The following is a 23155-nucleotide window of genomic DNA, read 5'->3' as shown; positions in this document are numbered from 1 at the left end:
GCCGTCAGCGCATCATAGGGGGCCGCCTTGACCTGCGCGGCCGGCATCGCGCTCAGGCCCAACTGCTCATGCCAGGCCAGGATCTTGGCCTCGTCGGCCTTGTCGATCTCACCCTGCGCCCGGTAGAATTTCAGCCCGTTGCGGTCRTCGGGAATGTGRCTGCCCGTCACCATGATGGCCGCGCARCCGCGKGTCATYGCGGCSAGWGCWAGYGCSGGCGTCGGCACRGCYCCRCARTCRACCGGRRYRAGACCCGCATCGASGATCGCCTGAGCAACCTGGGCCGCGATSAGCGGGCTCGACGAGCGCAAGTCCYGSCCGAYCAGCACTTCTTYTCGCGCTTGCGCATCGCCATCGCGTAGCATCGCGCAGAAGGCGCGAACATGGCTGTAGCTCGGCAGGCCGACGAGTTCGCTGACGAGRCCGCGCAGGCCGGAGGTYCCGAATTTCAGGCTGGTCATGAGAGGCCGATCGTCCCGAGGTCGAAAGCTGTTCAAGGATGGTGATGACGCAGAGGCACCGGAGTGCCATCCTGAGTTCGAATTGTGCGTAGCGCCAACGACGGTCGAAGGGAAGTCGTACAGGCGGTGGCCACGGGCTATCCGGGCAATCATTCGCACTCGCTGACCTTCTTATCTAACTTAATCAGGCATAGCAAACCACTCCACCTGAACCCGAGCGATAGAAATCTGATGCGCGCAAACCACAAACTAGCGTGAAAACCATTCAGTTCGCGATTTCTCTATAGAATGAAGGGCGGACTTGATGTACGGGCGCTGACGTAGAGCCCCGAATAGGTCTGCAGTCCATGCCTACAAGAATTGTACCTGTCATCATGTGCGGCGGTGCCGGTTCTCGGTTGTGGCCAGTCTCCCGTGACACGATGCCGAAGCAGTTTATTTCTCTGTTCGGAAGGGAATCGACTTTTCAGCGGGCGATGGCATTGCTCGCCAATGAAAAGGTCTTCGCTCCCGCGATCGTCATCACCAATGCCGAATACCGTTTTACGGTCCAGGAGCAATTGCTCGCCATCGGCGCGACCGCGCAGATCGTGCTTGAGCCGACCCGTCGCGACTCGGCCGCTGCGGTCGCGGTTGCGACCGAGCTCGCGCTCGCGCGAGACCCTGACGCAATCGTAGGCGTGTTCGCAGCCGACCATGTTGTCCAAGACGGCTCCCAGTTCGTTGAAACCTGCCGGCGAGCCGCAGCGATCGCGGCACAAGGACGCATTGTTACGATCGGCATCGCGCCGACCCATCCGGCGAGCGGCTACGGCTATATCCGCCTCGGTGATGACATCGGAGACGGCGCCCGCGAGGTAGCCGCATTCGTCGAAAAGCCGAACGAGGCACGCGCTGCGCAGTACTTGCTCGATGGCTATCTCTGGAACTCGGGTAATTTCATCTTCGATGCGGCCACGATGCGCAACGAACTCGAGGCTTTCGAGCCCGAAGTCCTTCATCCGGTGGTCGAAGCCGTGGGACGAGCCAAAACCGACCTTGATTTCGTTCTGCTTGACCTCGCCGCCTTTGGTCAGGCTAAGAAAATCTCGATCGATTATGCCGTCATGGAACGGACCAAGAAGGCTGCGGTCGTCTCGGGCAAGTTCGGCTGGTCAGACGTAGGAGCCTGGTCGGCGGTCTGGGATCTTTCCGACAAGGACGCCGACGGCAATGTCGTCGAGGGCCGCGGCTATGTGCTCGACGGCTCGAATAATCTCGTCCGGTCTGAAGATGCGCTCGTCGCGGTGATCGGCCTCGATGACATCGCGGTGATCTCGACAAGAGACGCCGTGCTTGTGGCTCCGAAGGCCAAAGCGGACAAGGTCAAGGAGATGGTTGCCTTGATCACCGCCAATGGCGAATCGGAAGCCGGCGCCCATCGCGAAATTCAGCGACCGTGGGGAAAATATCTCTCCATCGATATGGGTTCCCGCTATCAGGTCAAGCGCATCACGGTGAAACCCGGCGGCGTGCTATCCCTACAGAAGCATTACCACCGCGCCGAGCATTGGGTTGTTGTGCGCGGTACCGCGGAGGTAACGCGCAATGACGAGACCATCGTCGTGCACGAAACCGAGTCGATTTATCTGCCTATCGGTTGCGTCCATCGGATGGCCAATCCCGGCAAGATACCGCTGGAGTTGATCGAGGTACAGGTTGGATCCTATCTCGGAGAGGACGACATCGTTCGCATCGAGGACGTCTATATGCGGGTTTGACGACGGGCGGCTCGGTGCGCCGAATAGCCGCTTAAGGCGAAGCAGGCAGCATAGGATGAGCGGCGCAACCTCCGCAAGCCGCGCTCGTCATTGCCAGGCACTACAGCCTGGCGTTCACGGGATCTGCACTTGGTCGAAGGCAGCCCCATTGTACTTAGGCTCAAATCTCGTTTGTCAGAGCCAGAAGTTGACGGCTCCGGCGATGCAGATGGCGGAGATAAAAGTGTGGGCGCATCGGTCGAGTGAACCGCCCCGGCTTCGCCGGAGGCGGTTTCGTTTGAGTCATGCCGCGATGGCAGGCTCATCCAGCATAGCGTAGTAGCGTTCTTCGGCTTCGGCCGGTGGGATGTTGCCTATGGGCTCCAGCAACCGGCGATTGTTGAACCAGTCGACCCAGGTCAGTGTCGCGAACTCCACGGCTTCGAAGGATCGCCACGGCCCGCGCCGATGGATCAGCTCGGCTTTGTAGAGTCCGTTGATCGTCTCGGCGAGAGCGTTGTCATAGCTATCACCCACACTGCCGACGGAGGGCTCGATACCCGCCTCTCCGAGGCGCTCGGTATAGCGGATGCTGACATATTGCGAACCGCGATCCGAATGATGCACCAACCCACTGCGGTGCACAGGTCGGCGCTCGTGCAGAGCCTGCTCCAACGCGTCGAGCACGAAGCTCGCATGGGCCGTCCGCGACACCCTCCAACCGACGATCCGCCGAGCATAGGCATCGATCACGAAGGCGTTCGTTGTCGAAGCCCGACCAGGTCGAGAGTAGGTAAAGTCTGAGACCCAGAGCCGGTTCGGCGCCGGCGCATGGAACACCCGGTTGACATGGTCCAGCGGGCACGGCGCGGCCTCGTCCTGAACGGTCGTGCGGTTTGGCTTGCCACGAATGACACCTTGCAGGCCAAGGTCGGTCATCAGGCGCTCGACCGTGCATCGCGCAACGACGACCCCCTCGCGCAACATCTGCCGCCAGACCTTGCGCGCGCCATAGACCTCGAAGTTCTCCCCGAACACGCGCTCGATCTGAGGCTTCAGCTCCAGGTCCCGCTTCGCCCGAGCCGATAGCTTCCCCGGATCGGTCCGCTTGGCGACATGCTCACGGTAGGTTGACGGGGCGATCGGCAACACCTTGCAGATCGGCTCGACCCCATAGGCCCCGCGGTGGTCGTCAATGAAGGCGATCATGACCTGTGTCGGCGGTCGAGCTCCTCTTACCCGACAGGCGAATGCCTGCATTCGCCGAGAGGGGCCTGGGCAAAATACGCCGATGCCTTGCGCAAGATCTCGTTCGCCTGCCGAAGCTCCCGGTTCTCGCGTTCGAGAGCTTTGAGCTTGGCCGCCATGTCCGTCGTCAGCCCGGGCTTGCGGCCACTGTCGATCTCGGCCTTCTTGACCCACTCGTTCAGCGTCTGCGCCGTGCAGCCGATTTTGCCCGCGATCGACATGATCGCCGCCCAGCGCGACGGATGCTCGGCCTCGTGATCCAGCACCATCCGCACCGCGCGGGCGCGCACCTCAGGCGAGAACTTGTTCGTCGTCTTGCTCGTCATAGCCCCATCCTCTCAAGAGTTGGGGCCTCCGACAAACCCGGGGCGGTTCACTCGACCGCGAGGAGACGCGCTGAAATCGGCGCAGTAATGGTCTCCAATCTGGCGGGGTCATGAGTGATGAACCTGCTGCCGGGCGTCGCGAGGCGAACGCGCAGCTCTTCCTCGATATATTGGTCCCTTGGATAGGAGTCGCCGCCAAGAAAAACGACCGCGCGCTGATTACGACTGCTTTCACTCTCAATCATACTTCGGAAAGGCGGCTCCTAAACGCTGATGTCAAGCTGGTAGGACGGTCGACCACAACCCGCCCCGGCCTTGCTTCGGTGGGGCGTGTTGCACATGGACAGTTCTGCACGGTGACGCTCGATCACCTTGCCGGTCTCGTCGTCGGCGACGACCCGGAGCACTGCGGTGCCCGGCCGGCAGAACTACTGCACGTACGCGTTCCTCCAAACTTAGAACTGGTACCCGAAACGTTCAATGTCTTCGGCATACTGCTTGGCGACAAGGGTTCGGGTCTCGTCTGTGTAAAAATCCCGATACGGGCCGCGGCACGACCGATTACGATGCGTCAATGACGGGCTTTCAATATCAAGGCGCCGGCAGATTGCAGCAAAATCCTCCGCCAAATGCTCAAAGCGGATAACTGCATCTTGGGCAGGCATCTCATCTATCGACAGAAAGCTGCTCATCGGCGCCGGAAGGTGCATTCGTTCGGGGACCATCTTCACCCCGAGGCCAAGTTCGCCGAACCGAAAAGCGGTCGCTGAAACAACCCGATCCCACGGATTACGGATCGACGCGAACACGAAGTAGTCACTCGCCGACCTACCTAGAACGTCACGGTACTGCTGCAGCGTCGCATGCTTATGCTCGGGCGTGATGAAGCCGAGCTTATCATTCGAAACCGCCAGGCCTTGGCCGCCATCCTCGTCCTTGACGTGTCCCATGCTCGGGCGGAGCGAGACCGCATCGTCGCTGTAGGGAGCCAGCGCGACCTGCACCGAATTTCCCGCGGTTTTGGGAATGTGGATATAGATGAATTTGTGATGATGCGAAATCATGGCCGCTTCTGGTCTTTTACGGAGAAACGGTCAACGATCGAAACGCCAGAGCCGCCAGCGTCGCTGCTCTGTGCCTTCGTTCAACACTTTGCTTTCGGCAGCATCCAGCCGCTCGCGAAGCTGGCTGCTTTCAGCAGCGATAGCCTCCTTCTGCTTTTCAAGATCCTGCGCCGTAGCCTGAAGTGCAGTCTTTTCCGCAAACAGCGCATCGCGTTCAGCCGCCACAACTTCGCCCGCTTGCCGCTCCCCGCCGAGAGTGGCGGCGAGTTGATCCCGCTCAGCGGTGCGCGCTTCTAACTCCTGCCGCGCTTGGCCCAATTCCTGTCGCACCTGGCCCAATTCCTGAGCCTCGGCTTCCTTGGCAGCATACCTAGCCGTGCTCTCCGCAAGTTGCTGCTGCGTTCGAGCAAGCGCGCTATGGTACGTATCTCGCTCTTGGATGAGCCCAGCCTGGCTCTGCTGGGCCGAATGATCGAACGCCGTCATTTGCTCTTGGCAGGCCGCTACCTCAGCGGCGGCCGCGGTCGCCTTGGCATCGATCTCCGCAATTTTGCTGGCGCTTATTGAACGCAATCCTCGGGCGTAAAACTCATATCGGTCCCATTCCGCCAAAGCGTCCTCGGCGGCGGATCGGGCAAAACCCAGGCCCCGCTCGGAAATTTGAGCGTTGGCCATGAGCTTTGTGAACTGATGGACCGTGTCAATCAGCACTGGCCGCGAAATCGCAGGCAACGACACGCATTCGAACTTGAGCTTGGCGTCACTGAGGTCGATGGGCGCAAAGATAAGCTGAGAGAGCGTATCGCTCGTGCTTCTGGCGAGCTCGGCGTCGGCAGCGATTGCAGTCATGTCCAACGTAAGATCGGCTGCATCGTGGCCCACAGCAGCGAGATAGAGATGCATCGCCAGGAAGGCGAGAAATAGGTTTGTGCACTCTGCTGATGCCGATCGGACGGAAAACCAGTCCGACACCGTCGACAGGAAAGGGTCATGACGCGTGGAAGCGAATGTTTCCTCGATCGTGTTGATGAAATAGCTATTCCCGGTAATTTTCTGATAAGAGTATGACGCCCACTGGTGGAATAAATTGCGATGCAAGTAGAGCATTTTGCAGTCGAAAGACCGCTTAATTGCTTTTGACCGCCCAAGTGTTCGCGTGCAGGTCAGCACGGGAATTTTGCGCTTCTCTCGCGCATGCGCGATCAGCAGTGCGATATAGGCTTCTTCGGCGGCCGAGAGTGGCCCGCCTACCCCCTCGCTGGGCACAAAGGAGTGAAGTGACATATCAGCCGTGAAGCCCGGAATTCCTCCAGCCTCAGCCAACAACGGCAGGTACTCCAGAAAGTACGGCGCCGATGGCGGGTGCTTCGAAGCCCAGGTGCCCGGCCCAAGCGCATGGGCAGTCCGCCGCGAAAGTGTCGCCAATGCCTCATTGAAGAACTCGCAGTAGGACAACGTCGTAGTCGCCGAGCGAAATTTTAGCCAAAGCCAGGTGCTTCCGGTTCGAAAACTTGAATTGATGAAAATCGGCTCCACGCTCAGCAGATTGTCCAGTTGGGCAGGTGCTCCAAGCGTCGCAGTTGTGGGGAGCATCATAAAACTATCCGTTGCCGCCGCTGGGCTTCGTCGACGGGAGATGTTTTCGCATCGCCCGGCTCGCTTAGGTAGGCGCTGCACGGGCGGTCTGCAGAACTTGGCATTTCGCGAACATAAGTGTTCCGTCTGTGGCACGGTCCTAGTTGAACAAGGTAGAAAGCCCTATCAGGGTCACGCACCGGCTGCATCAAAGCTCTCACCATTGAAGAGTCTGAAATCGAAGCGGTTGTGATCGTATATGGACCTAAGCAATTCCGTAGAGAGGTCGCTGCTCCGCTTTCGGCCTGCGGTCACGTTGTAGATGGGTAACGTGCATTCACGGAGCTCCGGATAAAGCCGGGCCAACCTTAGAACGTCCGCTGCCAGTGTTTCCTGCCGCCCCACCCAGACACATCGCTTTAGCGTCTCCCGGGCTGCATTGAGAGCGACGTCCAAGTCAGGGAAATAATCCATCACGTGCCCGCCTAGCTGGCGAACCTGCCTGTTGAACACATTCCTGAATGTGACGTATTGGCCGCTTTGAAAGAACTCTTCCGGTTCGAAACGCTGGGCTGCCTGCACGTCGATATGCTCGCTCGCACCTCGATGCTGCCTAGCAAAATAGTACCAGGAGAGGCAGCGATCGACAGGCTGCCGCATCACCGTGATCAGATCTCGATCGGCAAAGAACCGATCTACGTCCTCGATGCTGATATGGCCGGATATGACTCGGAAGCGATCCAGCGCGTTTGCGTCTGCCAAGGTTAGGCGGCTCGCGCGGAAAGAAGGGCTGACGTTCCCGTCACCAAATCCCGCCGATAGCATGCTCCGGAAGCTGGTGCCGGCAGTCTTGGGGATATGAATGAAAACGATGCCCCTGCTTTTGCCCGTGTGGCCTTCCAATATCGTTTCCTCGCCACGTACCTACCGCGCGAGCTTCCCGTAGCAGCCTGCGTCGTATCGATAGCCAAACCTTATCGCGGCGGTTGGCTGATGCCCCCGCGTTGAACTTGGTTTCATAGCACATGGAGCCTAGGCGTCAGCAGGCGTGTTCCGGGATCTCCTGTTTAAGCACAGACAGAATCAAAGAAGACGATGCGGCGCATGGGAGCAGGCGAAAGCGCTGCAGAAGCCGTTACCGGGTGGATCTCTGGTATCGTGGCTCGTGGCGTGAAGGAGGACGACGCAGAGCCGGGAATTGATCAGCCGGCGCAGGCGTCCTTGCTTTAGGGCTATGGCGCGCCTGTCAGCTCAGTGGAGCGCGCGGGAGAGCAGTTGCTGATGTGGAAAGAACGTCAAGCGATGTGGCGCACTGCTGTTCGAGCTTGCATGGACGCTATGAGCGGCGCCGGCACGGCCGATCAGAGCCTCGATCACATGACAATTTCTGTCATCGGGTCAGGGGTTTTGACGCCGGCAAGAAGATCAAGGGCCGCAAGCGGTACATCCTCACCGATACGCTCGGCCTTCTGGTTGGGCTCGTGGTTCACAGCGCTGATATCCAGGATCGCGACGGTGCCGCCGAGGTCTTGAACTCCGTCCGCCATCGCGAGCCCTGGCTGCGCCGTGTCTTCGCCGATGGCGGATATGGCGGTGAGAAACTCAAGGGGCGCCTGCGCAAGATCAGCTCCTGGACCCTTCAGATCATCAAGCGCTCCGATCAGGCGCAGGGCTTCGAGGTCCTGCCGCGAAGATGGATCGTGGAGCGCACCTTCGCCTGGCTCGGCCGCTGCTGCAGGCTCGCTAAGGACTTCGAGAAAACCATCGCCAGTGCACAGGCCTGGATCCTCGTCGCAAACCTCAGGCTCCTCACACGACGCCTCGCAACGTATTGCTATCCCTCATAGAATTTCGAGTCACGCTCTGAGGCGTAACCCGTTCCGGTTTTTTTATCATAGCGGCGTCACTCTTGGTAGTTAAGAGCAGCGCTGCGAAGCCGTCAATTTCGGACTCCGCCGTCAGGTCAGTAAGGCGCCCCCATTCTGCGTGCCGCACACGGAATTTGTCGAATGGTATAGCGTCGTATATCTCCCGATAGTCCACACCGCGGCTCTTGAGATGCGGCACGTGGATCTCAAGGTGGAAATTGTCGCAGAGGTCGAACAGCCACGGCATTGACTGAATTAGCTCGTGTTCGAAGCCTTCGATATCGATCTTGATGAAATCGGGCCGCTCCAACAGCATCCAATCTGGTCGCACCAACAGCATGTTCGTAGGCGCACCTGCAACAAGGAGCCCCTCCGTATCCGAGCGAATCGTATCGTTCCTCGGCCCCACGCCCATGGGGACGAGAACGATATTATCGGCTCGATTTACCAGAAACGATAGAGCCGCGATCTCGATATTGATGATCGACGGTTCGAACGTGTAGACGCGGCCTGACCTCTCAATCAGACCGGAATAGTAGAGTGCGAAGACGCCTTGATGGCCGCCGATGTCGTATATTATCCGAGCGTCCTTATGCAGCCCGGCGAATGTTTCTGTCAGAAAGTCAAAATTCATAACGTTCTGAACGGCGTACCAATCCTCCCCTTCCTTGTTGATGATTGGGACCTTCAAAGTGTGCGCCCCAAACTGCATTTGCTGGAAATAGGGGGATGGCAGCAGATCCGCACAAAGGTCGGGGCTCAGCGCCGCCAAGCGCTCGCGCATTCCTTCGGCGGCGGCTTTCAAGGTTTTCAAGTCATCCCCTGATACTTCCTCGAATGATGGCAGAACATCGGAACAATCTCGGTTGGCAATAAGCCGCCACGCAATCTTCAGGGTATGGATATAGCGTTCATAGGATCGCTGCGCGTCTATAGTTCCCATTCTCTAGCCACCCTCTCGATTCCGCCTGATCTTCTCGCGTAAAGGCTCAAGCGCCGTCGCTGATTTGGACAAGCGCGGCCTTCGCGGCTTCGAGCGCTTCGGCAAGCTTCGCCGGGTTATCATGGACAGAGATCTGCTCGATCAGATGGCGGAGGGTGTGGGAATGGCGAAACCCCGTCCACTCCTGACACCGCTCAGCGATCTTCTCCTCGGCCCAAACAAGGTCGATCTTGTGGGTAAACCGCTTCTGATCCGCCGAGCTTAGCGACAGCATATCCAGCCACGCTTCGGGTTGGATCTGGGATGGTGGGGCATAGACCCAGCGGTCGCCCTCCACGCGATATGTCTTGTAGCCGAAGGTCTCCAGCAGATCGCGCACCTGAGCAATCGTCTTTCCCGCCAGCGCCAGGGTTGGGCCATTGCTTTCCCACCAGATGGCTGGGCAGTCGGTTTGCAGCAGCCGTTCTGCAGACAGAAAGGCATCGTATTCGGCACCCTCGATATCCATCTTGAGGAACCGAACACGCCGGCCGTCGGAGTAGATCGAGGCGGCTTCGTCAAGTCGGATCGTTGGGACGCTAACCGCCCCGGCGTTTTCACCGGAGAAATCGATCATTCCGAAGACGCCGTTCTGGATGAACTTGATCGGATCTGGATTCGTCGACAGGGCCCGGTACACCACGGACATCGATGAGATCTTGTTGACGGCCTTGCTCATCTCCATGAGGGAGGCATGAAGCGAGTTAGCGTCGATCGAGATGACGCGCCGGCCTAAAAGCGCTGCAGCGATCGAGAAAGTCCCGATATGGCATCCGGCATCGATAACGAGATCGCCCTCGTAGGTGATCTCATTCAGGATATCGAGCATGTAGAAGTTAGGCGTCTCGCCTCGCAAATAGGAAAGACTGATCGGGTCTTGCGTTTGCGCCGGGATCATGAGGAATCCGGTCTTTTCGGCACTGATCTTGACCTGTTTGCAAACGAGGTCAGCCGGGGTCAGATCCACTTCGCGCTCTCCATGCAGGCGTGAAGCACGCCTTATGCCTCAGTCGAAATCTACAATCCACCAGCACCTGCCCCAGCCGGCGGCTTTTGCTGTTTCGCACAGGAGCCCGCATGACCGGGCCGAAGAAAGCTGCCGCGCAGCGGAAATATCCCGGCCCTGCCCCATTGCCAGGGCAACGTCGATCGCCACATGCCGCCGTAGTCAGGACCGCAGTTCGACCACGGGCTCGCCGCCGCGGCGAACCCGGCGAAACGACCGATACGTCAGCGTGACCGCTTCGACAGGGAATATGTTGCCAGCGACAATTGCGCATCCTGCGTCGTTTCGAAGAGAAATTCAGCGTCGTTGATCTTCTGCGAAACGCAAATCACGGTATCAAACAGGATGCCGTCGATGCCCCCGTCCAGTTCATGGCATTCGATTTCCATTCCGCCGCAATTGGCAGTGAAGCGAAGCTTGATCGAGCCGGACCTCTTCGCTCCCTCGCCGTATACGGTCAATCGGTATATTCCCGGGTCCAGATTGATATAGGGACCATGACAAAGCACGCCCGCCCCTTGGGAGATAAGCCTGCCTTGAGATACAAAGCCATAAAGGACGTGCTTGCTGCTTAGCTCAAACCTGAACAAGTCGTACCAAGTTATACATTGACTCCACATCGTCAAATAACGATCGAATGAATTAGCGATGTTCTTGTACGAACAGAATTCGACCAAACGTTGAGAATTCCGTTTGATTGCCTCAACTTCAGGATCTTTATTCTGTAAAAGATCAAGAGCTCGCGCCAAGCCCGTTGCAATTCCGGCACTGTCGATTGACGGCAGCGTGTACACGCTACTTCTCACATCGTCGAAGATAGGAAGCGGAGAAACCGCGACAAGCTGATTGGTTGCTAACCCCAAGCGAACGGCTCCGCTCGCCGATTCACCCGTTTTTGTATAAGGGTAGACCACGATATCGGCTGAGCTGATCAGTTCGTAGCTCTCTTCGTCACTGAGGAAGTCCGAATAGATTCTGACATTCCCTTCAAGGCCCAGCTCCTCGATCTTCGCCATCGCCTCATCGACGAGGTTTTGGGAAACTCCCGTCGACTCCTTATAAAGGGCATTCACCATCCGGAGATCAATCGGCCGCTCCTTGGCCAGCAGCGCGATCGCCTCGATCAGTTCCAGCAGCCCTTTTCCGGGAAGAAAGAAACCATAGGAGGCGATCATCGCCCGCGGTTTCTTCGCCTTGCCGAGCGAGCCGGCGACATGCGGAATCCCGTGGGGCAGCAGCGCGACGTGAGACGTCAGCCCCAACTCAGCCAGCCGCCTGACGTCGTTTTCTGAATGGACGAAGATACCGTTCGCCAGTTGCAACGCCGAAGAAAATGCCGGTAGACGCTGTTCATGCCGCGCATCCTGATCGATCGTCGAATGCAAAATGAAGTAAATTGTAATTCCTTTTGAAACAAAACGCTCAATCAAGCCGCGAAGCGACGGAATGTCGAAAAATCCATAATTGAATTGAATAACAAGCTCAGTAATATTGCTTTCATAAACGGCCGTTTCAAGCTCGATCAAATTATCATTTTTTCCCTCAGACCAGCAACGAACGACATTCTTTTCTTTTTCGCCGGCAATAGGTTTTTCGATATAAGGCGCCAAAATGATTGGTTTTTTGTCAGTTTCGTTGAGAAGGTGCTCCGAGTAAGTCGCAATCCCGCAGCGTGAATTCCATGTCGTGATCCATCCGCGTTTCGGCTGCAACAGATTCCGCACCTGACCGACGGACATGTCATTTGCGGCCGCACAAAAGCTCAACTCTTGCGCTTGCTCCGGAGTTAACTCTTCGGCAAATATAACGTCCGCCAGGGTCCGTCCGGCATCGACGCTCGGGGCGCCGCCTGGTTGCCTGATCCCGCCCCTTCGCGCCTTGACGATCTCCTCGATCGCGCCGTTGGCTACGGCTGCCGACAGATTCCATTGATACTGTGCGACGAGATCGCGCCCTCTTACGCGATTCTCCTCCCGGAACTCCTGATCGACGATCGCCCTGAGGATTTTCTGCCCTATGGCCACTGAATCATCGGGATCAAAGAGCGCCTCTTCCCATCCGATAACCTCAGGTATGCTGGTCGTATTAGCCCCGATGACAACCGCTCCACATGCCCGCGCCTCCAGGGCGGGCATTCCAAGACCTTCCCATTTCGGAGGAAAGACGAAAACATCGCAGATATTGTAAAGCCAGATCAGGTCCGCGTCGGGCACATGTCCGAGAAAGCGGATATCATCGCGGCCAAGGCCGCGCGCCTGGCCGAGCGCGAGCAAGCGGTCATAGATTCCCGCCCAGCCGTTTCCGACAAAGACGAGCTGATGGCTGGCTCGGATATTTCGAGGCAGCGTTGCGAAAGCCTCTATAAGTCCAGCCTGATTCTTGCGCTGATCGAAGCTCGCAGTATAGAGAATTATCTTTTTACGTAGATCATACCTCCTTCTTAGGTCGACAACACTCGAATTTAATCCCCTCTTTGTAAAATTCTGACCGATTCCACCTTTGATATTTGTAATTTTACCGCCGTATCCAGGAAATATCGCCCTCATTTCATCGGCAGAATACTCAGAAATCGCAAGTAGCCCGTCAGATTTGCGTATTTTTCTAATACTCGAAAAATAATGAGACCTCAAAACGCCAGGATTCGAAAGATATAAATCCGATTTAACGAGAGGTATTAGATCATAAAGAGTAGAAACAGTCGGTATATCGAAAAATTTCTTTACAGAAATTACAACGTCTTCAGAAAGACCTTCAACAACACTCGAAACATGAATGACATCGGGGTTCAACTCAGATATGAATTTCTCCCGCAGGAATTCTGATGCCTGCGCCAGTTGAGAATTTCCGTTGAGCGCAGAAATATTTCGCGGAACCTTGAAAACGTGAATACTCGACTGGGGAACGAAATTGCGAAGGCGATAACGGATCTCGTTCGTGCGCTCGGGAAACAGATCGTTCAAGACGACCCTGAAATCCCAATCGGGCCTGGATTGGATCATCGCCGTCAGAAGATCGAAGGAATATCGTCCAATGCCGCCCTTTCGGCTGCCGGACTGGTTGCTCTGGAGATCGACGACGATTTTCATTCCGGAGTTCCTGAAGATGTGAAGGTTCTGCGCTTGTCAGAAGCTCAGCGGAATTTCCGCAATGAGGACAGAGTCTCCTCATAGCGTTTCCTGAATTCACGCGATCCAGTAGAAATCTGAAAAGAACCGCCCGCCGCGAGGTCTATCCACACGACCGGACCTTCTCCATTCGCTCGGCTTTCGCCGCGCGAAGCGATCTCATGCTGATGCTGGTTTTCCAGCGCGACTTCGCCGCCTGCCGCAACATTGTCATCTGCGACGGATAGGTCCGGCGGCATCGTCAGATGCTGCTCCATCTCGACGATTTCATGCTTGGCGAAACCGTTTCCGATATTGAGACCCAACGCATTCCTGTAACGGGCAAGCGCCGCCGAATGGTTGCCTCTCACTTTCTCGAGATGCCCAATCTGGAGCTGAAGATCATCGTCCTCGGGCTTGGCCGCTTCCGCTTCAGCATAGATTGCGAAGGCATCGTCATAGGATTTCAGCTCCTTCAGACAATGTCCGGCCTGAATCGAGATCCCATAATCGGGCTTCACAGCAAGGGCCGACCGGTAGCTGGCAAGCGCGCCAGCCCAGTCCCTGCGGTCGCGCGCACGATCCCCATCCGACACGAACGCCTGGAAGGCGGCCTTGGTCCGACGCTTCGAAAACAGCTTCAGCACGATCATAATATCCAAACTGTCGGAAGGGGAGACGAAACCGGATCGGCCCATTCCGGCCGGCCTTGGAACCGCCGGCCTCGATCGCTGTCGCGGACCGCGCTCATCAACGGGCTCCGGGCTGCTGCGGCGGGGCCGAGGCCCGCGGCGTGTCGACCGTTGCATCGACCGTGCTCCGCCAAACCGAAAGCACATCACGCAATGACTCACCAAGCGGGATTCGCGCCTGCCAGTTCAAAGCGCTCTTTGCCAGCGTCGTGTCGACATCGGGGCGTGCCGGTTCGCTCGCGCGCAGACGGGCCGGATCGACGCGTACATCGATCGGCTTCGTCGCCATGCCCAAGAGGGTGTCGAGAATCGCTCGCATCGAAGAAGAGTGTCCGGATGCGAGATTGACGACCGGCACGGCGGCCGTCGCGGCGAGGGCTGCATCGGCATAGGCGCGGACGACATCGCGGACATCGCAGAAATCGCGCATCGCCGAAAGATCGCCGACCGAGATTACCGGTTCCTCGAGCCCGGCTTCTATTTTCGCGATCTGTGCAGAGAAGGACGATATCGCAAAGTCGGTCCCCTGCCCGGGACCGATATGGTTGAAGGGGCGGAAGCGAATGGCATCCAACCCTTCCCACGCCATCTGCGCTATCAGGAGGTCTGCAGCCGCTTTCGTGACCGCGTAGAGATTGCGGGGTTTGAGCGACGTGGTTTCGTCGATTGCCGGCCTGCCATCGGCGTCACCGCCATAGACCTCCCCGGAGCTGATATAGACAAAACGCCCGTGCGGCACCTGCCGCCTGAAGGCCTCGGCCAGATAGTGCGTCGATTTGACGTTGACGTCCCAGGCGGTACCGGGGTCACGGGCTGCGGCGGTAACGGCCGAGACCGCAGCCAGGTGAATGACCGCGGTCGGTTTGGCGGCCGTGATCAGCTCGGAAACCTTGGCTGCCTGGGTCAGATCTACGTCGAAAGCAACATGCGCTTCGCGCGAAGGGGCCTGTTTATGGAACGCCGCGATGATTTGGTCACCCGCGCTGAGCCTGCCTGCGAGTTCCCGCAGCAACCAGCGGCCGACGAAGCCGCCTGCGCCAGTAACGAGAATGCGATGGCCGTCCCTCGAGCTCACCTTCAGCGTCCCCAGTCGGCTTTCAAGGATAACGAGAGGACAGACGCTTCAGATCGGCTTCGACCATCTCGGAAATCATCTGTTCGAGCGTCGTCTTTGGTTCCCAGCCCAGCTTCGCCCTCGCCTTGGCTGGGTTGCCGAGCAGCACGTCGACTTCGGAAGGGCGAAAGAGAGCCGGATCAATGACAAGATGATCCCGTGCCTCGAGCCCAACATGAGCGAAGGCGATCTCGCACATCTGCCGAACCGTCACGGTGCGGCCGGTTGCGACGACATAGTCTTCAGGAACGTCCTGCTGCAGCATCAACCACATCGCTTCAACATAGTCGCGGGCATGCCCCCAGTCGCGCTTGGCGTCGATGTTGCCTAGGCGCAATTCCTTGGCGAGCCCGAGCTTGATCCGGGCAACGCCATCCGTAACCTTGCGCGTGACGAACTCGATCCCGCGCAACGGCGATTCATGATTGAACAAGATGCCGCTGGAGGCATGCAGCCCAAAGCTCTCGCGATAATTGGTCGTCATCCAATGGGCATAAAGCTTGGCAACCGCATAGGGCGAGCGCGGATAGAAGGGCGTCGTCTCGCTCTGCATTTCCTCCTGGATCAGGCCGTACATCTCGGAGGAAGACGCCTGATAGAAACGCGACCCCGGCGAGATCAGTCGTACCGCTTCCAGGATGTTGCCTGCACCGAGCCCCGTGACGCTCCCAGTCAGCAGCGGTTGCTGCCAGGAAGCCTTGACGAAAGACTGTGCCGCTAGATTGTAGACCTCGTCCGGCTTCACATCCGCAACGATGCGCAACAAGCTCGACAGATCGGTCAGATCGCCGTCGATCAATTCGACATCGTTCTGGATACCTAGCCAGCGCAGCCTGATATTGCTGATTTCGGCCGTGCTCGAACGCCGCATCAGCCCACAGACGCGATATCCCTTGCCGAGCAGAAGTTGCGACAGATAAGCCCCGTCCTGGCCCGAAATGCCGGTGATCAAAGCAGTCTTGCGCACCATGTCTTTAGCCAGTCCTCATTATGAATGGTCGCGATCGGCGCGAAGTGATTTTCATCAGCGTCTGTCGAGGTCTTCGTAGGAAAAATATCGCCTTCTCCTGATCTGGTTCATGAGGTGGCAATCAAGTGCGGAGCGCCCCCCTCACCGAGCAGCGCAATGAACCGCCTCGGGAAAATTCGCGCCGAGCGACCCCAGCCGTGATCCTGCCACCCTGTGTGATCGAGCCATGCTTCATCATGCGCCGCGAACCAAGCCTCGCACTTTCTCCACCGCCTCGCTGGTGGCGAAGCTCAAACCAAAAGTCAACTACAACAAAGGAGATCTATAGTCTTGCAATCCGGCTAAACTCGCCCCCCCATTGAGAAGGGCCATGCTGGTTAGCCCGCGCTGCTCTCTATCTGTACAGCCAAGATGCCTTCGCCTATATCTCCTCCTATGGGAGCGATCCGCATCTCAAGCCTGCAATAGGAGAATATGCCATTTGCACCGGCAGCTATGGTTGTTCGGCGTGAGCGCTGACTTTGGCTAGCGCGATGCCGGCCGAATTCCTCAATTCCCTGCGAACGAACGCTCGAACGTTCTCCGCACTCAGCACCCGCTTCATTATCGGCAGGTATGGGCGGAACGATTTGGGATTCGTCTGGATGTTCGTGGAGCCCGCCCTCCTCTGCATCGGCGTCATGCTGATGTGGTCGTACACTGGCGGGCACGACAGTCACGGAATTGGCCTCTTATCGATGGTCTTCACAGGCTACATGCCTCTGACGCTGTGGCGGCACGTATCAAACTCAGGTGGGCATATTTATCGATCGGCAAAAGAAATATTAATCCACAAGAATATTACATATATAGATGTGCTGTTAACAAGAGTAGGTCTTGAATTTCTTTCGGTATCGACCGCGACTCTTATGATTTATACTGCTCTTTTTGCGTTTGAGATAGTTCCACCGATCTACGATTTGGAAAAATTGCTGCATGGCTGGTTTTTAATGGGAGGGATGGCCTTCGGGTTTGCAACAATCTTGGCAGCCGCGAGCGAGCATTTTGAGATGGTGGAGAAATTTGTCGCACCCGTCCAGTATATTACACTTCCGATCTCCGGGTGCTTTTTTCTCTTGGACTGGATGCCATCCTCGGCCAGAGATATTCTTGTCTACGTTCCGATCGTGCATGCGTTTGAGCTTTTTCGAGCCGGCTTTTTCGGGCCGATCGTGATCACCTACGCTTCTCCCGGCTACGCGTGGATTTTTGCCGTCGTCACAATCGGATTGGGCTTTAAGTACTTCGAAGTCGTCAGGGATCGAATTGAGTAAATAAGTGCGCCGGCGCGGATAAAATTTGCCGCCGGGCAACGCGACCGAGCCCAAGGCGGGTTGGGCGCGACGACACTGGAAAATTGATTGTTTCGATGTCGAAAACGGACGCGTCGTGCTGCGTCGATTTGGCTGCTATAGGCCTTAGAGCGCCCTGATCGATACGCTAGGAGTTAGCCAACCTGTTGGCGAGCGAGCTGCAGTGCTCTAGTGATCCGGCTGGTGAAAGCAGAGTCGTTCCGACCCTGTGCGGTGTATCGATTGTCGCGGGCCATGCCGAAATGCAACTTTTCTCGACGAGAGCACGGATTCGGTTTTTATCGGCCGCCAGCGATCGTTGAGCATAGGGCATCAGAGGAATTCGTTCCCTGCCATCCTCAGCCTCTCGCGCGAGATCCCAACTTTGTTCAGATGATAATCGGCGCGCGCCGTAGCCTGATCGAAGGATGGCCGGCCAGCTCTTACAGCTCCGGCATCGACAGCTTCCGCATCCTTCGTCGGCAGATCGTGTTAGTGAACAGCCCCGAACACGTCCGCTACGTCGTGGTCACTCGCCACGCCAACTTCGAGCGCAAGAGCCCCCAAATGCGGCGCGCGCTTGAAGCCCTGCTTGGCGATGGCCTCTTCATTAGCGACGGCGAGACCTGGAAGAAGCGCCGCCCCCTTGTTGCCGACATCGTCCACAAACGCCGTTTGCCGGAATTCGGGCAGACCATGGAGGACGCGGCGCTCGCGGTCGCCGCCGAGTGGGCCGCCCTGCCTGCCGATGCTGAAGTCGAACTCACCGAGGAAATGGGGCGCCTGACCGCCGCGATCATCTCGCGGGCGGTCTTCGGCAACAATATCGCGCGCGAAGCCGCCCAACAGGTCATCGACGGCTTCAGTGTCTATCAGCGCCATGCCGACTCCTTCAATCTCGGTTATTTCCTGGGGGCGGACAAGGGTTGGCCGCCCTTCGGCGGCAAGCGCCGGCGCCGGGCCATCGCGATGGTTCACGGCGTCGTCGAGAACGTCATCAACGCCCATCTCGCCGGCGAGGGTGATGCCGGCTCGATGGTCGACCTGTTGATTCGCCGCAACCAGAAGAGCGGCGGAGAAGCGCTGGATATCACGGCGCTGCGCAACGAGGCCGCGACGATCTTCATGGCCGGGCATGAGACCACCGCGACGACGCTGAGCTGGGCCTGGTATCTGCTGGCCAATGCGGCCTGGGTCAGACAGAGCGTCCATGACGAGATTGCCGCGGTCTGCGGCAGCCGGGCGCCGACGCTCGCCGATCTCCCGCAATTGCGCTGGTGCCGCGCGGTGATCCAGGAAACGCTGCGCCTCTACCCGCCGGTTCCGCTACTGCCGAGGCAGGCGCGCGAGGCCGATCGCATCGGGCATATCGACGTCGAGAAATCCGCTCTCGTCATGATCGCCCCATGGCTGCTGCACCGTTCCGCCGATCTCTGGGAGAAGCCGAATCATTTCCTGCCGGAACGCTTCCTGTCCGGCGCCCGGATCGATCCGTTCGCCTATATTCCCTTCGCGGTCGGCCCGCGCATCTGCCCCGGCATGAATTTCGGGCTGGACGAGGCGACGCTGTGCCTAGCAATCCTCGCCCAGCGCTTCGAGGTGCTGCCGCGGGACGGTTACAAGGTCGAGCCCGTCTGTCGCTTGACCCTGCGCCCCAAGGGTGGTCTGCCCGCCAGCGTGGTTGCGCGCGCACCGCGGCACATGACCTGATGGGACGAAACCGCTATGCAGGCCCTTGAGAGAGTGCTGCACCACGCCTTGCGGCGGCTGCCGATCCCGCTTGTATCGAATCTCGGCGCCCGGTTGGCTTGGCTCAAGATCCGCTTCATCGACCCTGATGTCACCCGCAAAGCCCGCGCCAATATCAGGCACCATTTTCCGGCCATGCCCGAAGCGGAGGCCGACAAGCTCGCATGGCGTTTCGTCGAGAATGTCGGACGGCTGATGGCGGAATTTTCTATCGTCCATCGTTTCGCCGCGGCCGAGCGGATGGAACTCGTCGGCGCGGATGTCGCCCGAGCGGATATCGGAAAGATTCCGACCATCGCGCTGTGCCTGCACCTCGGCAATTGGGAGGTCCTGGCGTCCGCATTGCAGACTATCGGTGTTCCGATCGCGTCGATCTCGGAAATTCCGGACAACGCCGCGCATCGCGACATCGCCGAGGCGACTCGCAGCGCCTTCGATGTCAACGTACTCCCGCCGGACCGAAATGGAGCGCTCCGCGCGCTCTCTATCCTGAAAGGCAATGGCGTCCTTGCCGTATTCCCGGACGAGAAACGCAACGGAACCATGATGGCGCCGCTCTTTGGCCGCCAGCCCCACCTCAAAGGCAATCTGGCTTTTGTAGCGAAGCTTGCGCGGCGCACCAGCGCGCAGATCATCGTGGCCTATTGCGAACGGGTCGGCGAGACGCGGTTTCGACTGCATTTCGAGCGGCCTTTCCATATGGATCCGGGTGTCGAAAACCCGCTCGCCGATGTCGCCTTCCTCAACGACAGGATCGAGCCGATTATCCTGCGCCATCTCGAGCAATGGTATTATCTGGACGACTCGATCGGGCCGGTCGCGTAGAGCCCCTCCGCCGCAACCGCTCGATCGGAGAACATCCTGTGCCAGCACCGCCTCCGCCGAAGATTGCCGTCATTTCCGGCGGCTCAAGCGGCATCGGTCTGGCTTGCGCGCGCATCCTCCTGGAGCGCGGCTACCGCGTCATCCTGCTGGCACGCGACATGGACCGACTGCTTGATGCCAAGACGCAGCTCGGCCCCAAGTGGGCTAATCTGATTGATCTTCTGCCTGTCGACGTGGCCGATGTCTCGGCTTCGCAAAGTGCGATCGCTGAGATCGAGGCTCGCCACGGCCGTATCGACTGGCTCATCACATGCGCGGGGATCGTCGAGCCGGGATTGTTTCGTGATCTCGATCTCGCCGCCCATCGCGTGCAGATGGAAACGAACTATTTCGGGACGCTTCACCTGATCCAGGTCGCCGTTCCGCTCATGCGCGGCAATGGCGGCCGGATCACGCTGGTGTCGTCTGGCGCGGCCTTCATTGGCATCGCCGGTTATAGCGGCTATGCGCCAGGCAAGTTCGCAGTCAGGGCACTCGCGGAAATCCTGCGCCTGGAACTTGCAGCCGACCGCATCGCCGTCAGCGTCGCCTGTCCGCCCGACACCGAAACGCCGCAGCTGGCGAATGAGAGGTTGAAGCGGCCCGCGGTGACCCGCCTGATCTCCGAGCAAGGCGGCGTGATGACCGCCGAGCGTGTGGCCGAGCGGATCATCGAGAAGGCTGAGAAGGGAGTGTTCCTGCTGGCGCCGTCGAAAACGATGGCGCTACTGGCCTGGTTTCACAGCCTGTACAGACCGCTGCTCGTCTGGCAGCAACAGCGCCTGCTCAAACGCAGCCCGGATCGTAAGACGTGAGAGTAGCAATTTCGCCTCATCGACCGCATCGTAAACCTGCTGCCGCCCAGATCAGGCCATGATCTATATCTGCTACGGCATCACGAAATCGGCGAGCACCTTCCTCTATCAGATGACAGAGGAGGTCTTCCGGGCTGCCGGACGGCCGGTCGTCCGGCTGGGCGCGCCATTCCGGAAGTCGGATTCGGTCGAGAACTACTTCAACTTCATCGATCACGATCTTCTAGGCGAGATCGAGCGCCATGTCGGCGGAGGCGACATTGTCCTCAAAACGCACGGGCCACCTCGCGGCGAGGTCGCAAACCACGTGGCAGCGGGGAAAGTCCTGGCGAGTGCTTCGATCAGGGATCCGCGCGAGATCGCGCTCTCGATGATCGATCACGGTGCCCGCTCCCGGCGCTGGCGAAACAAGCCGTTCTCGGAGTTCCTGACTGTCGCCGACACGCTGAACTCGCTCGACATCCAGCTCGGTTGCTTCCGGGAGTGGGCCGTCGTCGAGCCCGTCAAGATCTTCACCTACAACGAGATCTGCTACGACAGCGCTGCCGTGATCCGCGCCATTGCGAACCAGATCGGCGCAGCCATCGGCGCCGAGAACGTTCTTGCGAAATTCAGCGACAAGGGTGTCATCGGCCAGTTCAGCAAGGGCAAGGCGCTGCGCTATTCGGAGATGAGTCCCGGCGATCAGGCGGTCTTTCTTGAGCGCTATTCCGAGCTCTACGCCTGCTATGCATTCGACACCGACAAGGCCCGCAGCGTTGCCTCGGAGCAATCATCGCTCAAGCTGCGGGCATCAGGCGAGCTCGCCCAGCACATCACCAATCTCAGACGCCGCTTCGGCATCTGAGAACAGATCCGGAGCGCAGAACATTATAAAGCGCTGTCAGCCGAGGACGCGGTCGTAGACCGCTTTCATCCGCTCGGCATAGAGCGCGGGCGAGAAGAACTCGGCCCGCTTGCGCCCTCTGCTCACGAGTTCCGCTCGCAGATCATCGTCGGCATCGAGCGTTCGGATCGCATCGCGAATCTCCTCAATCTTGTAGGGATTGACCAGCATCGACGCGTCGCCGGCGACCTCCGGCATCGAACTCGTATTCGATGTGATCGTCGGCGTCCCCAGCAACATGGCCTCGAGGATAGGCAGACCGAAGCCCTCGTAAAGCGAGGGAAACAGAACCGCCCGCGCGCCCCGGATCAAGGACATAAGAGAAGCCAGCGGCACATAAGGCAAGCGCTGGACGCGACGCTCCGGCTTGATATGCGAACCGTCGAAGCGCCAGCTCAGCAGCCGCTCGTCCTTCAACGTCTCAAGATCCTGCTCGTATTGCCAGCCCAAACCGCCGACCAGGACGAGCGGCCGCGTCGACCCGGAGGCGGCATAGGCCTCGACCAAACGCGAGATGTTCTTCTTGGGCTCGACAGCGCCCAGGAACAGAAAGTAATCCCGGAACGAGAGGCCATATCGATTTTCGACATCGCGTGCCGCATCCTCGTCCGAGCTCGAAATCGACGCTTCGCTGACGGAGACGGATTGCCAGGTGTTGGTGATCCTCTCGTCGGGAATATCGAAAAATTCCTGGACATCACGACGCGTGAATTCCGAAACCGTCACGATATGATCGGCTTTCTCGACGATATGCCTGATCATATTGTAAAAATACTTCTTCTTATCCAGCGTGGCGTAAGGAAGCCGAAGCGGAACGATATCGTGGATCGTGTAGATGTTGGCCGCGCCCTTGACGAAAGCAGGCGTCGGTCGCGTCACATGGAACAGGTCGTGGCGCCCCTCCGGCTTCACCTCCATCCGGCGGCCGAACCTGTTGAAATGGAGAAAGGACCGCTCCCAGAGCCGGACCGATCCGTGCATCGGATGGCGGCGCTCCGCCGCCCTGCCCGAACCGGGATCGAGCACCATGTGCGGCGCTGGCAGGCGCTGCGCCCGCAAGCCGGCCGGCGCCCCGATCGTCCAGTCGATCGCACGGCCGAGCATCTTCACGGGATCAATCGCCTTTGGATCGATCGCATCGTTGAGAACCACTTCCGAGAGGAGGGCTTCGCGTCGATTGACGCTGCGCTCGATCCCGACCAGCAGCTCGACATCATGCCCGAGGCCCGTTGCAGTGCTGGCGAGGTTGCGTGCGTAGGTGGCGATGCCGGTGCCCTGCTTCAGCGTCATCGCATGGGCTTCCAGAAGGATATTCTTCGACACCGGCTCCATCTTTCCTGATGCTGTTCGCGATGGCCCGC

At 58.6% G+C, this 23155-nt stretch carries 17 protein-coding genes, 2 pseudogenes and 1 other annotated feature; of the genes and pseudogenes, 7 read left to right on the top strand and 12 right to left on the bottom strand.

Features of this window, described 5'->3' with window-relative positions; translation table 11 throughout:
• Nucleotides 1–461: pseudogene (locus tag AC1DE3_RS06220) on the bottom strand (phosphomannomutase); the annotation flags it as partial.
• 347 nt (nt 462–808) lie between these two features.
• On the opposite strand from AC1DE3_RS06220, the gene AC1DE3_RS06215 reads away from it, so the two are divergent.
• Nucleotides 809–2221 carry a mannose-1-phosphate guanylyltransferase/mannose-6-phosphate isomerase gene (locus AC1DE3_RS06215; protein ID WP_476852252.1) on the top strand — a complete coding sequence of 471 codons (1413 nt, stop codon included), beginning with the start codon at nt 809–811 and terminating at the stop codon, nt 2219–2221.
• 282 nt (nt 2222–2503) lie between these two features.
• Here AC1DE3_RS06215 and AC1DE3_RS06210 read toward each other — a convergent pair.
• From AC1DE3_RS06210 to AC1DE3_RS06195, 4 genes and pseudogenes are all read right to left on the bottom strand, one after another.
• Nucleotides 2504–3774 (bottom strand): annotated as a pseudogene (locus AC1DE3_RS06210) (IS3 family transposase).
• Nucleotides 3335–3449, bottom strand: a sequence feature (AL1L pseudoknot). Its footprint overlaps the pseudogene before it by 115 nt.
• A gap of 455 nt (nt 3775–4229) precedes the next feature.
• On the bottom strand, nt 4230–4838 hold the full coding sequence (locus AC1DE3_RS06205; RefSeq protein WP_476852251.1) for a sulfotransferase family 2 domain-containing protein: 609 nt from the start codon (nt 4836–4838) through the stop codon (nt 4230–4232).
• A 30-nt stretch (nt 4839–4868) separates the two neighbouring features.
• Complete coding sequence (locus AC1DE3_RS06200; RefSeq protein ID WP_476852250.1) at nt 4869–6434, bottom strand: hypothetical protein; 1566 nt, start codon at nt 6432–6434, stop codon at nt 4869–4871.
• Between the two features lie 171 nt (nt 6435–6605).
• Entirely contained in the window at nt 6606–7316 is a 711-nt protein-coding gene (locus AC1DE3_RS06195) for a sulfotransferase family 2 domain-containing protein (protein WP_476852249.1), read from the bottom strand.
• Between the two features lie 380 nt (nt 7317–7696).
• On the opposite strand from AC1DE3_RS06195, the gene AC1DE3_RS06190 reads away from it, so the two are divergent.
• Nucleotides 7697–8260, top strand: coding sequence for an IS5 family transposase (locus AC1DE3_RS06190; protein ID WP_476852248.1), 564 nt, complete (start codon nt 7697–7699; stop codon nt 8258–8260).
• Here the strand turns inward: AC1DE3_RS06190 and AC1DE3_RS06185 are convergent.
• The 6 genes from AC1DE3_RS06185 to gmd all read right to left on the bottom strand — a co-directional run bounded on the left by AC1DE3_RS06185 (nt 8223) and on the right by gmd (nt 16149).
• Complete coding sequence (locus tag AC1DE3_RS06185) at nt 8223–9224, bottom strand: FkbM family methyltransferase (RefSeq protein WP_476852247.1); 1002 nt, start codon at nt 9222–9224, stop codon at nt 8223–8225. The genes AC1DE3_RS06190 and AC1DE3_RS06185 overlap by 38 nt on opposite strands.
• A 46-nt stretch (nt 9225–9270) precedes the next feature.
• The gene (locus AC1DE3_RS06180; RefSeq protein WP_476852246.1) at nt 9271–10230 is read right to left on the bottom strand and encodes an FkbM family methyltransferase; all 960 of its coding nucleotides are present in this window, start codon (nt 10228–10230) and stop codon (nt 9271–9273) included.
• Nucleotides 10231–10493: 263 nt separating this feature from the next.
• Nucleotides 10494–13355 carry a glycosyltransferase gene (locus AC1DE3_RS06175; protein WP_476852245.1) on the bottom strand — a complete coding sequence of 954 codons (2862 nt, stop codon included), beginning with the start codon at nt 13353–13355 and terminating at the stop codon, nt 10494–10496.
• Between the two features lie 44 nt (nt 13356–13399).
• Nucleotides 13400–14020 carry a hypothetical protein gene (locus tag AC1DE3_RS06170; RefSeq protein WP_476852244.1) on the bottom strand — a complete coding sequence of 207 codons (621 nt, stop codon included), beginning with the start codon at nt 14018–14020 and terminating at the stop codon, nt 13400–13402.
• A 103-nt stretch (nt 14021–14123) separates the two neighbouring features.
• The gene (locus AC1DE3_RS06165; RefSeq protein ID WP_476852243.1) at nt 14124–15140 is read right to left on the bottom strand and encodes an NAD-dependent epimerase/dehydratase family protein; all 1017 of its coding nucleotides are present in this window, start codon (nt 15138–15140) and stop codon (nt 14124–14126) included.
• Between the two features lie 22 nt (nt 15141–15162).
• Nucleotides 15163–16149: a GDP-mannose 4,6-dehydratase gene (gene gmd, locus AC1DE3_RS06160; protein WP_476852242.1), complete on the bottom strand. Its 987-nt coding sequence runs from the start codon at nt 16147–16149 to the stop codon at nt 15163–15165.
• A 533-nt stretch (nt 16150–16682) separates the two neighbouring features.
• On the opposite strand from gmd, the gene AC1DE3_RS06155 reads away from it, so the two are divergent.
• The 5 genes from AC1DE3_RS06155 (at nt 16683) to AC1DE3_RS06135 (ending at nt 21755) form a co-directional block, all read left to right on the top strand.
• On the top strand, nt 16683–17462 hold the full coding sequence (locus AC1DE3_RS06155) for an ABC transporter permease (RefSeq protein WP_476852241.1): 780 nt from the start codon (nt 16683–16685) through the stop codon (nt 17460–17462).
• Between the two features lie 273 nt (nt 17463–17735).
• On the top strand, nt 17736–19190 hold the full coding sequence (locus AC1DE3_RS06150; RefSeq protein ID WP_476852240.1) for a cytochrome P450: 1455 nt from the start codon (nt 17736–17738) through the stop codon (nt 19188–19190).
• A 15-nt stretch (nt 19191–19205) separates the two neighbouring features.
• The gene (locus tag AC1DE3_RS06145) at nt 19206–20054 is read left to right on the top strand and encodes a lysophospholipid acyltransferase family protein (RefSeq protein WP_476852239.1); all 849 of its coding nucleotides are present in this window, start codon (nt 19206–19208) and stop codon (nt 20052–20054) included.
• Between the two features lie 38 nt (nt 20055–20092).
• Nucleotides 20093–20908: an SDR family oxidoreductase gene (locus tag AC1DE3_RS06140; protein ID WP_476852238.1), complete on the top strand. Its 816-nt coding sequence runs from the start codon at nt 20093–20095 to the stop codon at nt 20906–20908.
• Between the two features lie 58 nt (nt 20909–20966).
• The gene (locus AC1DE3_RS06135; RefSeq protein ID WP_476852237.1) at nt 20967–21755 is read left to right on the top strand and encodes a hypothetical protein; all 789 of its coding nucleotides are present in this window, start codon (nt 20967–20969) and stop codon (nt 21753–21755) included.
• Nucleotides 21756–21791: 36 nt separating this feature from the next.
• On the opposite strand, the gene AC1DE3_RS06130 is transcribed toward AC1DE3_RS06135, so the two are convergent.
• Nucleotides 21792–23117, bottom strand: a complete 1326-nt coding sequence (locus AC1DE3_RS06130; RefSeq protein ID WP_476852236.1) for a glycosyltransferase family 4 protein — start codon at nt 23115–23117, stop codon at nt 21792–21794.
• Nucleotides 23118–23155: the final 38 nt, after the last annotated feature.

The organism is Allobosea sp. 10L417, from assembly GCF_056395485.1.
This window is presented reverse-complemented; position numbering and strand designations above follow the sequence as displayed.